Genomic DNA, 15,038 nt, shown 5'->3' with positions numbered 1-15,038 from the left:
CCGATTGCCCGAATAGTAACTTTAAAGCTTGTTTTACAGGCGGAAATTTTCGCCTGCTCTTGACATGCTCGAATCGACACTGTTATATATAAAGCAAGGGCTGAATGCTCATTTGAGAGCCTTCAGCCCAATCATTATCATAGAAGATTACATTTACAGAGTTTTATTCACACACTCTGGAAAAGATGTATTTACATCACCTAAGACAAGAAAAAGCAAGAGAAAGATTCCGATTCCGGATTTTCTCTGCCAGGAACTATCAGACTATATCCAGTCAAGATATATGCTTGACGCAGACGAAAGGCTGTTCCCGGTAACAAAATCATATCTCTCACACGAGATGATAAGAGGTTGTAAAAACACAGGTATAAAGAAAATACGAATCCACGATATCAGGCATTCGCACGCCAGTTTACTTATTAATCAGGGCTGTGATGCCCTGATGTTAGCAGACAGGCTCGGACACGAAAAGGTATCCACAACACTTAACACATACTCCCACCTGTTTCCACATAAACAGCAGGAGCTTGTGCATAGTCTGGAATCATTACAGGCAACAGATTCGCCAACACCTGAACCACCATCTGATAACCCTCTGCTTGAAGCAACAGATATCACCTGTGAAGTATCTCAGACTCAGGACAACGGCTCAGATGTGACAATCAGACCTCAGTTCGGACCTGCATTAGTACCACCAAATACCGCATCAGGGAAAATCATCCAGATGCCACAAAGAAAAATCATTTAAAAGAAATCCAGCAGTCATCAGGGTTTCTTGCTATTAAAGTCAATGACAACCAACTGAAAATGATAGAAAAAAGAGTAGTTGCTATTAGTAGCAAATTAGTAGCAGAGCAAAAGAAAAAGTCTCGGAAGCCGCTTGTTTAGCGGGTTCCAAGACTTGTGGCTTCTACTCAAATTCTTTTTCAGGTTCGATTTTTCTTATGAAAGTAGTAATTTTATGTTTGTAAACCGTATCATTTTGATACGGTTTTGTATATTATTTATGTGGTTGAATTTCTGGTGTACCCAAATTGTACCCATTCTATTTCCGTGCACCACTCTTTAAAATCATAGGTGTCATCGTCTCCATGAGCGCATCTGCGATACGTCTGTTTTTATCATCTGTTATTTTCTTCTTTTGTTCCCGCGCCCATTCTACGGCTTGTATATCTCGTAATTTCATGTTCATCACCTACCTTTTGGCTTTTACTCTTGCAACATATTTCTCGATATCGCTAGCAAACAAACTACTCTTCTCTTTCTTTATGTCATAAGAAGAAATGTAATTAGCAGCCAAAAGCTTTTTGCAAAGAGATTCGTTTATAGAATTTTTCTCAAGTAATACTTCATGCCATCCGTTCTCTTGTCGTAATGCGTAGTATTCTTTCGGCATTTGTAAAAACATATTTTGGAGCTCATTAATAGCAAATTTCGAGAAAAACTTAACCATAAATTGGGGTCTATCTTTCTCTTCCAACTTATTCCAAGCTGCTTGCACATACTTTTTAGAAATGCTTACATTTGTATCCCTTACAAATGACAACATTGCATTCGTCATTTGCGAAGCCTCTGCTTTGCTAAGAAATACTGCTTTCTTCTCATCGTCGAGATCCGATTCAATAAAACTGTCTAGTGTTGCTAAATCGAAGGTTATGCTTGGAATTTCTGGTTCAAATTCCTCCCAATAACATTCAACAAACGCTGGTAGCATATTTGAAAATGCGGAAAAGATTTCATTATATCTGCTTCTTGTATACTTGAAATATTTTAGCTTAATCATCGCCTGAACAACATTATCACGGTAGCTATTTAAGCTCTCACTAAATGATTCCATCTGATAATTTTGTAGAATTTTTTCAATAGTTTCGTCCTTGATATCTTTCTTTAAAAATTCTTTTGCATGCGCATCATCAAGTTTCTCGTCCGAAAGGAGAACATCTATATTTTCATCAACAAAATCGCAAAGCACAGCTGAAAATGAATACATTGCTTTGTATGCATCAAGATTTTCAATAGATGCTATTATCTTGTTTTCAGCGAAAAAAGCATCAACTATCTTCTTTACATCTCTTCGCTGATCTTTTATAGTATCAATCCATTTCTTCAAATTTTTCATTACAACTTCCATCTTTTGAATAAGCTGAATAGATAAAGATTCGTTATAATCAAGAAGTTTTATGCATCTATACACTGTGTCTATATCTTCTCTTGTATTAGCCTCAGTAGGCAAAATTACCTCTGTAACTAATTCACTTATATTACGATCAAGGTACTCTATTACTTGTGTATCGCCTTGTTCTAATATATATGTGTATATATTAGATTCAAAACTTTCAACTATTTCACCGGCAATAAAATCTGCATACCTCTGAAGCATAACAAGCGATATTTCGAACAATTCATTTGAGAAAACGCCCCTAATAATCTTCGCATCTACCGTCAGTATATTAATATTCTTAAACTTGGCATTTATCTGTGTCAGTACTGTCACAACCTTCTCAGCGCCAGCATCTTGTAATTGTTCAAGCACCTCGTCCGATCTAACTATAAATGAACATATCGAAAAATCCGAATCCTCTTCATTAGCTGCTGTATCTTGTAAAACAATGTCCTCACCCCTAAGATACATAAAGATGTCTTTTAAATATGTAACTTTATCCTGATATCCAAGGCTATCGTCAGAACATATATCAAACCAGAACAGTGGCTTTTCTTTTGTGATGCTACTTATATACTCAGCTCTATTCTTCGCTCGCACATAATACTCTTTGATGAATCTTCTACTTTCTTCATCGTCTTTTGCCAGTTGCTTTGTAAATCCTGTTTTCTTTTCTGATTTCTTATCATCGCCATAAAAAAACTCTGCCAAATCAAAATTAAGACACTCTTTCTGCTGTTCAAACTCATAATCAAACAAACGGCTAATAACATTTTTAGGATGGATAATTCTATAATCCCAATCTGCGGTGCCTGTATAATTACGTACATTAATAATGAAATTCAACTCATCCGACGTAATACTTCCCGGTAAGAAATAATTTATATACATCTGATAAGTATCATCGATATATCCATGTCTAAGCATAAACACAAGCAGCTTGTTTTTTCTTACATCCTCTCCTAATACTTCATCTGCCCCATATTCCTTTATAAGCATTTTCATTGACCGAGAACGCAGTTCATAAAGTTGCCTTTGCTTATCCAATAAGTTTTGAGAAATCTGTTTCCTACGCTTCTTATCTCTTGCAATTGCCCTGTCACACTTCTCGTAATAAGTCACACCATCTGAACACCGCAACTTTTCTATATCTTTTATATTTTCTGATTCCTCACTATAATAATAATCAGTCGGCCGATAATATACCGTTGCTGATCCTGCGCCGATTTGCAATAGCGAAAAATCACCTTTTAGAATATCACTCCTTGTAACCGTCTTTTCAGTCCCCTGAATTTTGGTTAAAACACCCTTTTCGCCAACAAGTCTCTGGATAAATGCGAGCTTTACATCATCGACAGACAGTAGTCCCTGACTATCTGATTTTCGCTTTTCTGCTTCAGCATCTTCAATTTCTTTTAGCAAATCTGCCGATGTCTTTTTTATAAAAACATTTCTGTCACTGTACGCTTGTTTAATAATCCCATCAGATCCCTGCAACAATGCAAATTCTTCGGGATACATATTCTTAAAAACCATAATAGACAGCATTTGAATATCTTGGAGTTTTCCAAGATCCTGGCTATCTTTTATAGTCTTTTTAAAAACAATAAATTCATTGCAAATACTGTTAAGTATCCTCATATCTGAAATGAAAGGAGCTACATTCATTATATACTCTTCTGTAATATCAAAGGACATCCCTGTAGATTTGATTTCAGCCAATCTCTTTTTTAAATATTCTCCAGAGTTTGTAGCATCGATATACGGAATAACAGGTATAATAAAGTCAAAGAATTTAGTTCTATCCTCATTATGAAAAATGTCATCCTTCAGCGCATATATAAATACGATTCTTCTTTTAATAGAATTATATTCATTGATAATCTTATTTATTTCTCTGAGTTTCGTATAAACTTCCGGTGTATCAAATCTATCAAGATCCTCTATCACCACAAGTGAATAATTAGTTTCCTCAAAAAAATACAAAATTTCATCCATATTTTTATTAAGAGATAAAGCCTCACCCACTTCATCTGCCTTAATAACTGCTTTATCTGCCACATTAATCTCTATGGATTTCCACTTTGTATTTATCCATCTATACAAGCTGGTCATAATCATTATTATGATTAGCCCAAAACCGCCAGCAAAAACCATCTGCTGTAATTCATTCCAGTCAAGAAGACTTGACATAGTGTCTGAATATGCACTGATCGCTTCCTGAATCTTTAAAGGTGCAAGAAGAAAAGTAAAACTTGCAATCAACGCCAGTGTAAATAATACACGCAGTAAACTTGTCCCAAACGAAACTTTATGAAGTTTGCGGTACCTGCTTTGAGGTATCTTTGAGTAATGTACTTTATAAAATAGCTGTTTAAGAATACTCTCTTCTAATAGTTTCTCAAAGCTTTCTCTGTCAGCATCTATCTCCTCTTGTTCATTTTCTCTAAATGTTGCTAGTGAAATATTAATATACCTTATGCTTGGATGTTTTCCCAGAAAAGTATTAATAATACTACTTTTACCTGCTCCGTATGGTCCAGCAAGAGCTATGTTTGTAACATTTTTATCATTTATTGCCCATTCCATAGCCCTCAAATATTCCGATACATTCTCTGCATCATTGGTTGGACCAAGTCCTACATATCCATAATCAGTCGTATCACTGACATTTAACTTCAATATATCTTCACCACGAAGGAAAACATTCTTTATTGCAATTTTCCAATTATGGAAAAGCATAAAAACATTGGCTATTATTAATTTTATCTTTCGTTTCTTCATCATAAGCTTTTCCTTTCTTTTAATATCGTGGTTCAATACAAATCAGATACTATGGACTTTTGATTTTATCCTGTAGTTCGACTACTCTACCGGAGTATATTATCACTACTTTTATCTGAATTATTCATCAGCTGTATGTTGCCGGAGTGTTTTTCACTCAGAATACTTTTTTCTATGAGATGTTTCATGGAGCCTAGCACCTGCTATTTCTTTAAATACAACATCTTTCATCTGCCTATTAATTTAATGATAGATCCTCGCGTAATCCATTTATTATGTGTTTATTGATTCTATTCAGATAATCGCTGATGTCAATTCCAATTTAACGTTTAGCTCTATACTCAGTTGGTTTAAGTTCATAATTATCATCAATCGCACCAGCCATCCTATAATACTTTGCATTGTCCGCATCTTCTTTAAGCCCATATATTCTATATATATAATATAGTTTCTGGTACTTCTGTGAAACTTCCAGCTCTCTCGCCGTCACATAAAATGGCATATCTTTATCACCAGAAGTTGCTTTTACTTCAATATATATCTCAACCTCATTACCACCATTATCAATATCCGTCGAAATAATATCATAGCCTAATCCGTCTTTGTTTTTAGCAACATGCGTTATCTTAGAGACAAGATCCGACCTTCCCATTTTTTCTAGCCGGCGTTTTTCAATTTCAATGGCAATTTCTTCGCCCCTATCACCTTTCTTCTTTCGATTTTTCTCCTTGAGTGCGGCTTTTTCTGCACTAAGACTTTTTCTTACCTTGGTTTTGTCCATAATTAATTGTACAGCGGATCTTTCCGGAGCCTCCTCTTCCAACAACGTCATTTTTGAAACATCGCCTGTGTAATTTAGCTCTTTCCCCTCTTTTTCATCCGGTTCAACAATTGCGTCCTCAGCCAAATCAAACAAATCATCCCACTTATCCTTAGACATAATTCCAACAATCGGAATATTTGATTCTTTAAAATATATGTACCAATAATCCCCTGCCTCAGCATTAAAGATATCTATTATTGCCGTATTAAAATAGATTGTCATTTCATCGCTATCTCTTTTTGAAAACTTACATGGGATATCAATCTTATCCTTCCCATAGATCTTTGCTTTATTGCAAACCTGAAATTCAATAGTCTGTTTTGCTGAAACATTCACTACAGGAATATTCTCTCTCCCAAGTTTATCAATTAAAAGTCCTCTTATTACACTTTTTACATTGAAAGTACCTTTTTTTATTTCAACACTCGTAAACGCAGTATAAGCGCCATCTGACGCCCCAAAAAAATCCTTCATGTCTTCTGTAAATACACCCGTTGAATTCATCACCAATCCTCCTTCCCTATTTCAGCCTCAAATACAGCCTCCTCTATGGTTTTAAGACAATCGCCTGTATTTTTCTTTATATCAGCCCCCCAAAACCTGAGCACGGTCCATCCCAAAGCTTTTAACTGCTTATTCACTTCCTCGTCCCTAGATATGTTTTTCGATATCTTATTGACCCAAAAATCGCCATTATTCCCTTTTAGAAGCCTTGACTTAAGTGAATCCCAGTCTTTTCCATGAAAAAACTCACTGTCACAGAAAATAGCAATCATGTACTTTTTAATTACTATATCCGGCTTTCCTGGCAATGCCGAATAATTCTTTCTATATCGAATGCCACGTGACCACAAAGCTTTCCTGAGAATACATTCAATTTTTGTATCCTTAGATCTTATATTGCTCATATTCCTGTGACGTTGTTCCTTCGTTAAAACATCAGACATTACTATTCTCCAAATCTTCCAACGTATTAATCATATTCTTTGCTATTGCTCTAATAACAGGCACTGCAACGGAATTTCCAAACTGTTTATATGCCCGAGTATCCGAAACCGGAATTATAAAACTTTCCGGAAATCCTTGTAAGCGTGCACACTCTCTTGGCGTAAGTTTCCGCGGGCGCTTGTTTTCTCCCTGATCTATAAGGATTTCACTTCCATCTTTATAATATCTGGCGCTTAATGTATTTGTATATTCTGAATCCTCATTAAATAACGAGAAGCCAAATCCATTTCCCTTCTTTTTATGCTCTTCTTTTCTCCGTTTATGCCCTTCATAAAGCTTTTCACTAATGGTATATTTAGGATCCACATTTTTTTCTAAAATATCTCCCAATCTTGTTGGAGTTTTCGGAGGCACTGGGAACGCAAACTGGTAATCCTTGGGAAGATTAAATCTTTCACGATCAAATCCAACAATATAAATTCTTTCTCTATTCTGTGGAACTCCAAAGTCTCCTGCCCTGAGAACAGCAGACGATACTGTATAATCAAGATTTTTCAGATGTTCTTCAATAACCTTATATGTTCTTCCATGATCATGACCCTTTAGCTGTTTCACATTCTCAAGTAAAAAAGCCTTTGGTCTTTTCTCCGCAATAATTTCCTCTATATTAAAAAACAGAGTACCTCTGGTATCAGCAAACCCCTTATGCAAGCCTGCCTGTGAAAATGGCTGACACGGAAATCCACCTAAGAGAATATCAAAATCCGGTATATCCTCACTGATGTTTACCTCTGTAATATCTCCATATATTTCTCCACCAAAATTCATCTGATATGTCTTTTGTGCAAAGCGATCCCATTCAGAAGTAAACACACATTGTCCTCCCTGCTCCTGAAACGGAATCCTGATTCCGCCTATTCCGGCAAATAAATCTATAAACTTAAACGTAGGGGCTGCAACTTCTTTCGCAAAAGGCCGGTTATCAGCAAATGACATTATTCTTCTAAACACCCGCTTATCCGGTCTTCCATTACCGCTTTCCCACAACCTTAAAACTCTATCTCCATCTTTTGATAATCCAATAGAATCAGCCATTTCCTTAACAGTAAGTCCCAATTCTTCTCTTCTATTTTTGATATCAATAGCCAAATTACTCATGATAGTTCTCCTTTTTGGTTAACAATTATTTCGCGAAGCTTATCCGGTTTAATAGGTGGATTTTCTCTATGTAACATCGCATGGCAATTCGGGCAAACCGGAATCATATCATTCACAGGGTCTAAATAGTATTCCCCTCCATGTGCTGAAACCATCTCTATGTGATGTACGTGGATAAACTCATGCCCGATTTTTCCATATACATTCTCAAAATCAAATTCACATATTTTACATTTGAATCCATTTGCACTTAGGCAAAGCTCTCTGTTAACAGGATTTCTTTCATATTTATTCTGCAATACCTGAGACATTTTACCTTCAGTCACTCCTAGTTGCCCTATCTGTTCTATTTTCAGCAGCGCCAAAATCAGGCCAACAAACAACCTTGCCCATTCCCGCATAAGATTAATTTCATCCGTATCATCAAGAGAATCTTCTATTATCTGTGTTGCCCTTATTCTAAAACTGTTCCACTTTTCTTCCCATACTCCAGGCGTACTTATATCTGCCAGATTCTGATTCACAAAGAACTCAAATTTTGAACATTTTCTGTTTATCTGCTCTGCATAAGCTAAAAATAATTTTTTTCTTTCCTCATCCGGATGATTAATTTCCTCAATCATGGATGCCGCATATTTCTGCGGTTCTATTTCAACTATCATTCGGATTTTTTGTCTAAAATGAATTTTCACTTCAAACAATTCTCCTAAATAGTTCTGCGGCGTAATACAGTAAACCGGATCTTTATACTCCATCCTCATACTAACTTCAAATGGAACATCATAAAAGATTTCTAAGTCTTGCTTTATGCTCTGGCTCTTTTCGTCCATTACTCTTCATCCTCTTCTTCCGGATCTGGCAAATCAGCCACCAGCGTTTTTAGTATTCTCGATACTGCAACACGCATTTCCTCATACTGTTCTTTCACTTCTTCGTTATATGTTTTATGCTCCGCTTCTGCCAAAGCCCATAGCAATGCATCCATTCCTGTAACCATGACATTTTGCGCCAAAATTGGCGAATACACTTTTTGATAATATGGATGACTTTGATTTATCTGTACTGCATGTTTTCCATCTGCAATACATGGTTCCCATAACTGTCCGTATTCGAGATCCGGTTTTGTTATTACCCTTACCTGCCCCGGCTTTGGATTAGAAATGATTGCTATCTTATGATGGAATGTTCCATTCTGATTCTCGATCTGAACTTCATCCCCTTGCGTGACCGTTATTTTAGCAGCCTCTACCGATTTTGCTTTTTCCTCAATATTTCTATTTGACTCTGCATGAGCATCCCGTTGTTCGGCCTGCTTAGCCACATTTTTTGCCGTTCCTCTTCGATAGCGTTCATCTGCCGCACGTCTTGAAGGTGTAATAAAGTTTTTTAAATAATCAAGTATCTCTTCCGCCGGAAGTATACGTGATTTCTTAATATCCACATTAAATGCCGTATCAAGATTATGGTCAAAAGAAAACTCCACCCTTAAAAGCGATCCATGTGGCTCATTTATGAACAAACCAAGCCAGTCCCCGTAATGAATAAGTCTATTTTCCCTGTATACATAAAATCCCTGCATATCATTACTTATACGAGCATCTTTAGTTGCCTTTGGCGTAGAAAAACTGTCTTTATTAGGTAACAGGTATGCCCTTATAGTCACCGATGATACCGTTTCGTCCGGCAGTTCTACCGGTACCTCTTCTTCAGCAAGAAGTTCGGTTAATTTCTCACTTCTTGCATAAGGATCCCATGCTTCTATGTTCATTCCATTGATAGAAATCTTTACGTTAGCGGCTCTGTCATCCTCCTCGTCCAGAAATCTCTGATATACCATGGAAACATGAAACTGTAAACCCTCTATACGCCTCTTTAATGCATTCTGGGCATTTCCTTTGTTGCTATAATTCTTTAGTAATCTATCGACTTTTCTCCACACTACAAGGGTTCCTGTTCCACTTCCTGTCGTTGCTTCCAGTAAGTCCTGCTCATCCGGATCAACTTCTGGCATTTTTAGTTTCCACTCGTGTACCTGGGCAACATAATCCAGATCCCATTCTGACTTTCTAATTTGAGGATCATTCTGTCCTCTTGATATAACCGATAGTGATCGGCAAAACGCAGTTGAAGCAGTTTTTAGACCTAACCCAAACTTTCCAAGACTTCCAAGATCAGCTCTGACCTTGGATCCATAGGTCATTGCGTTACGCAAACCCTCAAGGTCCATTCCAATTCCATTATCAGCAATATACACTGTAATATCACCAGCCGGATCCATATTAATCTTAATATCTACTTTCGTAGCATGCGCTGCAATCGAATTGTCAATTATATCCGCTATTGCCGTATTAAAGTTATATCCGGTGTCTCTCAACCCTTCCACAATGCGTTCCGGGTCTGGCGGGCAAATAATCTCCTGTGATACTTCCTGATTTGAATTAACTGTTGTTTTAATCATTGTAATCCTCCCCTATTTTATCGGTGAAATGTTCAGCGCAGAAATGATATCTTCTCTATTTTCATTCTTTCCGTCTGTTCCAACAATTGCAGCCTTTGCCATCTCTCTTTTCCTGTCAATTCTTTCATTTACTATTTGTTCAACCGTATCTTTATAGAATAATCTGTAAACAAATACTGTTTTTTCCTGTCCTCTTCTATACGCTCTTGCTGAAGCCTGATCCTCCAATGCCGGATTCCACTCCAAATTATAGTGAATAACATGATTAGCAGCTGTTATGTTAAGCCCCGTTCCAGCAGCTCTGGGATTTAATACAAGCAACATACATCCATAATAATGATTGAAATGATCAACTATATCCTGCCTGTCTTCAACCGGCGTATTTCCATTTATTTTCATGACCGGAATATCAAATCGCATAGGGATATCCCTTTCTAAAATATCAAACATCTTTTGATATGAAGTGAACAAAATCACCTTTTCATTACGTTCTATTATTTCTCCAAGTATTTCACACATACGTTGGTATTTTATTGAGCAAACATATGGATCCGATATTAACTCCTCATCGCACAACTGTGGGTGCGTACAAAACATTCTTAGTTTTTGTAATGCTCCCAATCCCAATGTTTCACTCTGCCCCGATGCCTCTTTTCGATATTCCTCATATCTACAGCTTTCCTCATCTGACATTTCTATCGGCTGAGGTATAACAACCTTTTCCGGAAGATCCGACGCCACATCTAAAACCATTCTTCTAATCATCATGGGACTCAAAATAGGTTCTATCTTATCTGCGCCATACAAATCATCAGATATGTATTCTGAGTATTCCCTCTGAGTCCCCAGCAAGCCTGGCATTATAAAGTCAACCAGAGACCAGATATCCATAACATGGTTTTCAAATGGTGTACCTGATACCGCTATACATTTATTTCTAGGAATCTTTTTTACATAACGAGTACGCTCACTATCCGGATTCTTTATATTCTGCGCTTCGTCCAAAACCACCAGTTTCCACGGTATCATGGATAATAACGCTGTATCACCAACTGCAGTATTATACGAAATGACAACCACATCATATAGCTCAAGTTCTTTATATCTCCCAGTTCGTTTTGCTCCATGATGAATCAATACTTTTAATCCCGGTGCAAATTTTGCACACTCATTCTTCCAATTATGAAGTAATGAAACTGGTGCCACTACGAGCATTGGTATGTCATTCTGGTTTTTGTATTCCTGCATCAATGTAATAACCTGCAAAGTTTTACCAAGACCCATTTCATCACCAAGGATACACCCGCCATTTTCATTCAGCATATATTTCATCCATAGATATCCTGTTTTCTGATACTTATAAAGAGTCGCATTTATTCCTTTAGGCACATTCAAACTACAATCAATCGGCTTATCTAGCAAGCTGGTTTCAACCATATTTAATAAAGTGCCTGATAACAGTGCCCCAGCATTTCTTATTATTTCTATATATTGGGAAATTGTTATTTTGCCGCATTCTTCAATTCCGGCAGTCGAAAACAATTTTTCTATTTCCTCTGTGCTGCCTGTAACATAAAACCATTCGGTTTCTGTAATGCACTGATCAACAATCAGTCCCTGTATGACATCAACATGAACTTCCTTCCCTTTTCTTTCACAGTACAACTCCACCTTTATATCACTACCGCTATTACTGAGCCTGCATCTTATATCTGAGCCAATCTTTGAAAACCTTATAGAAGGAAATGCATCCTCTATAACTTCACATTCAATCCCATCTATAAAACTCTCTTCCGTCTTACCTAACACAGCATAAAGCTCATCAGCACTTGGATGAAGCATTTCGTTTCCAACAGTCAACGCAATATGATTGTCCTGAATCGACCATCTGCCTTGCATCTACCTTCCTCCCAACTTTTTAATACTGTTTGCAGATATTTTTATTCTGTGCGGCCCTGTAGTCGCCTCGACATCATCGTTACTATCATTGATTTCCTTTTCTGTCATCTCAGGGTGAATAGGAATATCATATGTTTTTCCTTCCATATTCTTAGTAAATACGCCCAAATTCTTCGTCAAAGACATTAGATGATCGTCTGAACCGTATGCATTAACAATATCTCCCACGTATCCCTGACTTGCATTAACAAGATTTAACATATTTAATACAACCGAAAGATAAAAATCTCCTCTGTCAACTGTTTTTTGTCCTGACCACCATGAATAATCAGTAACAAATCTCCATAATCTTTTAGCCGCTTTTTCTGCAGCATTAGCATTGTTGCGCTCAACCAAAATAACTCGTTTCCCTGAATCAATAAACGCAGTCTTGTCAACCATAGATGCATTATCTCTCAAAAGCTTTGCATAGGTATCCAGCCGCTCATTTCTGGATTCTGTCACACGTTCAAAATATGCCTTATATTTATGCAGCTCTGAATATACTCCAACTGCATATGACGCTATAACAAACCATTGATTAGGCACAAATATGTTCTTTGTTGTCGGTGTCGTTATCACAGATGTCGCCGAGAAAAATTCGATTTTATAATTATTCTTATCCAAGTACTCCTCATAGGCGTCCTTGAATTCTTCTGTCAATTCCACATCCTGCCACACAAAATCCTGATTATAATGAATTGTAGATTGTCTGATCAGTGCGCCCAAATCTTTTAATAACTCCGTATTTTCCATAATAACTCCATCTTTAGCCATACCTAAAAGTTTCTTAACGAGATTCTCAACTTCCGTATCTGATAAATTAGCAAGTTCATCAAAAATTTCCTGTCTGGATACACGCAGTTCTCTCTGATACCATCCACGTCTACCATTATCAAAGTAAGGATCAAATTCATCTCTCATGTTTTTTATATTGTTTGGATTCTCATTAAGCAGATCTCCAATACCATTAAAGGCTTCTGTAAAGTTCTTATACCCCAATGCATCTAATGCCTGTCTATTACATCTCGACAAAAAATACGAAACAATCAATCCGGTTCTTTTTTTATCCCCGCTAAACATCACTTCACCTCATCATTCGTACTGATTCCTTCAAAACAAACAATGTCACCAATATTACAATTGAAATATTTGCAAATCTTTTCAAGTACATCCATTGAGACCTTTTCGCCTTTTCCCATCTTAGCTACAGTAGTCGAGCTAAGACTCAGCTTTTCTATCAGATCTTTTTTTTGCATATTTTTGTCTATTAATAACTTCCAAAGCCCGTTATATGATACTCTCATGTCAATCCTCGTAATCTCAATAATGTTACATCAAACACCATTATTATACAGCACAACATCTCTCTAGTAAACATGAATCTTTACAAACCTAAATTTATTATTTCCCCGGGGAAAATCGAATTAACTATTCAACAAATTTATCATATATCCCCCGCTCAAACTGAAATCGTTCAACCGGCGACATATCTTTCATCTTATCCATATTCTCCCAGATCTCTGTCTCAGCAGCATGTAATTGCTCCTCAGTCTGTTCAATAAAATCCGCAGATATATATGTCATCCGTGCTTCTTTTGTTAGATTTTCCATATTAACCTGTGCCATGCCTGCTCACCTCTTTCAACCAAACTCATTATCTCACCCTTGGATCTTGTATGCCTTACTGATTTGAACAGGTAATCGATTATATCTTATATACAACCTCTGTCAGCACTACTTCATCCACCCTATTTCTTATCGAATTCATCCTGCGTACCCATTCCATCTGATCATAGCTTTTCAAATCTTCACTAATACCTTCTACCGCCATTAGCTGCTTTGTGAGCTGTTCTGTCATATTTTCTGCCTGAACCTGTATATCAAGACAGTGCTCTTTCAATGTGCCAGCCAGCAGCTTTCCTGTGTAAATGCCCTTATGATGATTTTTCAGAAAACTCTCTCGGAGCATACCATACTTAGTTAGTGCCTGCTCTGGCTCCTCGTTTGCAAATATATCTGGAATTAAATAATCCCCTTCCATGCTATATGTTATGTTCATAAATACCTCTCTTTCTCCGACCATCCTGGTCAGCTTGCTTATTCTTTGCTCTTGCCTCTGCATTCTTCCTGTCTATCCTGTCCTGCATAGTTTCCTGTTCCGGTTTTCTCGTCAGATACAGGAACTCATGCAGCAGGTTCTTCTCCGTCAGAAATTTCTTCATTTCTTTTATACGATTTGCGAATTTCTCCATCCGTGTTTTCAGATAGTCCACGGTCTTCTCAAGCTCGGCTATCTTTGCCTCATACTTATCCAACAGTTTGTTTCTTGTAAGTGCTTTCTCAAATGTCGCCACGATCCGGCTCCATTCGGACTTCTTAACCTTGACATACTCCTCGCCACCAAATATGGATTTAATGGGTGTAGCCGCAGCCTTAACATTCTTGACCTCTGCTGACACTTCCTTTGATATCTTATCAATCCCATCGGCTCTGATGCCGTATTTATCTATTCTATCCTGTTGCACTTTCTCCTTTGCTTCGAGCTGCTCTATCTGTCCGGCAAGCTCTACCGCACGTTCCTCCAACTGTTCCACATCGGCATTTAGTTTCTGGGCTTCCACCTTCAACTGTATATTTTCATGGCTCTAAAATGTACCCCTTGTCAAGGACAAATTAAGAAGAAGGGATTTTCTTTTTCTAACCAGTAGATGGCTATATCGTTTTGTCTAATTACCTTCTTCATGATCCATATCCGCAGAGGGAAT

Annotated in this window: 14 protein-coding genes; 1 reads left to right on the top strand and 13 read right to left on the bottom strand. The window is 37.2% G+C overall.

Annotated features, from left to right (window positions below; all coding sequences use genetic code 11):
• Window positions 1-64 precede the first annotated feature (64 nt).
• On the top strand, window positions 65-748 hold the full coding sequence (locus KQI22_RS13285) for a site-specific integrase (RefSeq protein ID WP_253293646.1): 684 nt from the start codon (window positions 65-67) through the stop codon (window positions 746-748).
• 297 nt (window positions 749-1,045) lie between these two features.
• Here KQI22_RS13285 and KQI22_RS13280 read toward each other — a convergent pair whose 3' ends face one another.
• The 13 genes from KQI22_RS13280 to KQI22_RS13220 form a co-directional block, all read right to left on the bottom strand.
• Window positions 1,046-1,186, bottom strand: coding sequence for a hypothetical protein (locus KQI22_RS13280; RefSeq protein ID WP_216553230.1), 141 nt, complete (start codon window positions 1,184-1,186; stop codon window positions 1,046-1,048).
• 9 nt (window positions 1,187-1,195) lie between these two features.
• Window positions 1,196-4,948, bottom strand: a complete 3,753-nt coding sequence (locus KQI22_RS13275) for a YobI family P-loop NTPase (RefSeq protein ID WP_216553227.1) — start codon at window positions 4,946-4,948, stop codon at window positions 1,196-1,198.
• A gap of 319 nt (window positions 4,949-5,267) precedes the next feature.
• The gene (locus tag KQI22_RS13270) at window positions 5,268-6,272 is read right to left on the bottom strand and encodes a DUF3883 domain-containing protein (RefSeq protein ID WP_216553224.1); all 1,005 of its coding nucleotides are present in this window, start codon (window positions 6,270-6,272) and stop codon (window positions 5,268-5,270) included.
• Window positions 6,272-6,715, bottom strand: a complete 444-nt coding sequence (locus KQI22_RS13265; RefSeq protein WP_216553221.1) for a very short patch repair endonuclease — start codon at window positions 6,713-6,715, stop codon at window positions 6,272-6,274. The genes KQI22_RS13270 and KQI22_RS13265 overlap by 1 nt, the downstream gene beginning before the upstream one ends.
• Window positions 6,708-7,874, bottom strand: coding sequence for a DNA (cytosine-5-)-methyltransferase (gene dcm / locus KQI22_RS13260; protein WP_253293645.1), 1,167 nt, complete (start codon window positions 7,872-7,874; stop codon window positions 6,708-6,710). The genes KQI22_RS13265 and dcm overlap by 8 nt, the downstream gene beginning before the upstream one ends.
• A complete protein-coding gene (locus KQI22_RS13255; protein WP_216553218.1) occupies window positions 7,871-8,704 on the bottom strand; it encodes an HNH endonuclease in 834 nt (277 codons plus the stop codon). Before KQI22_RS13255 ends, dcm begins: the two co-directional genes overlap by 4 nt.
• On the bottom strand, window positions 8,704-10,332 hold the full coding sequence (locus KQI22_RS13250) for an ATP-binding protein (protein WP_216553215.1): 1,629 nt from the start codon (window positions 10,330-10,332) through the stop codon (window positions 8,704-8,706). The genes KQI22_RS13255 and KQI22_RS13250 overlap by 1 nt, the downstream gene beginning before the upstream one ends.
• A gap of 12 nt (window positions 10,333-10,344) precedes the next feature.
• Window positions 10,345-12,231, bottom strand: a complete 1,887-nt coding sequence (locus KQI22_RS13245; RefSeq protein ID WP_216553212.1) for a DEAD/DEAH box helicase — start codon at window positions 12,229-12,231, stop codon at window positions 10,345-10,347.
• Complete coding sequence (locus tag KQI22_RS13240; protein ID WP_216553208.1) at window positions 12,232-13,353, bottom strand: hypothetical protein; 1,122 nt, start codon at window positions 13,351-13,353, stop codon at window positions 12,232-12,234. It lies immediately after the preceding gene.
• Window positions 13,353-13,577, bottom strand: coding sequence for a helix-turn-helix domain-containing protein (locus KQI22_RS13235; protein WP_216553205.1), 225 nt, complete (start codon window positions 13,575-13,577; stop codon window positions 13,353-13,355). The genes KQI22_RS13240 and KQI22_RS13235 overlap by 1 nt, the downstream gene beginning before the upstream one ends.
• A gap of 124 nt (window positions 13,578-13,701) precedes the next feature.
• On the bottom strand, window positions 13,702-13,899 hold the full coding sequence (locus KQI22_RS13230; protein WP_216553204.1) for a hypothetical protein: 198 nt from the start codon (window positions 13,897-13,899) through the stop codon (window positions 13,702-13,704).
• A gap of 79 nt (window positions 13,900-13,978) precedes the next feature.
• Complete coding sequence (locus KQI22_RS13225) at window positions 13,979-14,332, bottom strand: TnpV protein (protein ID WP_216553201.1); 354 nt, start codon at window positions 14,330-14,332, stop codon at window positions 13,979-13,981.
• Window positions 14,316-14,867 (bottom strand): hypothetical protein, encoded by a 552-nt coding sequence (locus tag KQI22_RS13220; protein ID WP_216553198.1) that lies wholly within the window; start codon window positions 14,865-14,867, stop codon window positions 14,316-14,318. The genes KQI22_RS13225 and KQI22_RS13220 overlap by 17 nt, the downstream gene beginning before the upstream one ends.
• Between the last annotated feature and the right edge of the window lie 171 nt (window positions 14,868-15,038).

This window comes from Kineothrix sp. MSJ-39 (assembly GCF_018917935.1).
GTDB lineage: Bacteria > Bacillota > Clostridia > Lachnospirales > Lachnospiraceae > CAG-194.
This window is presented reverse-complemented; position numbering and strand designations above follow the sequence as displayed.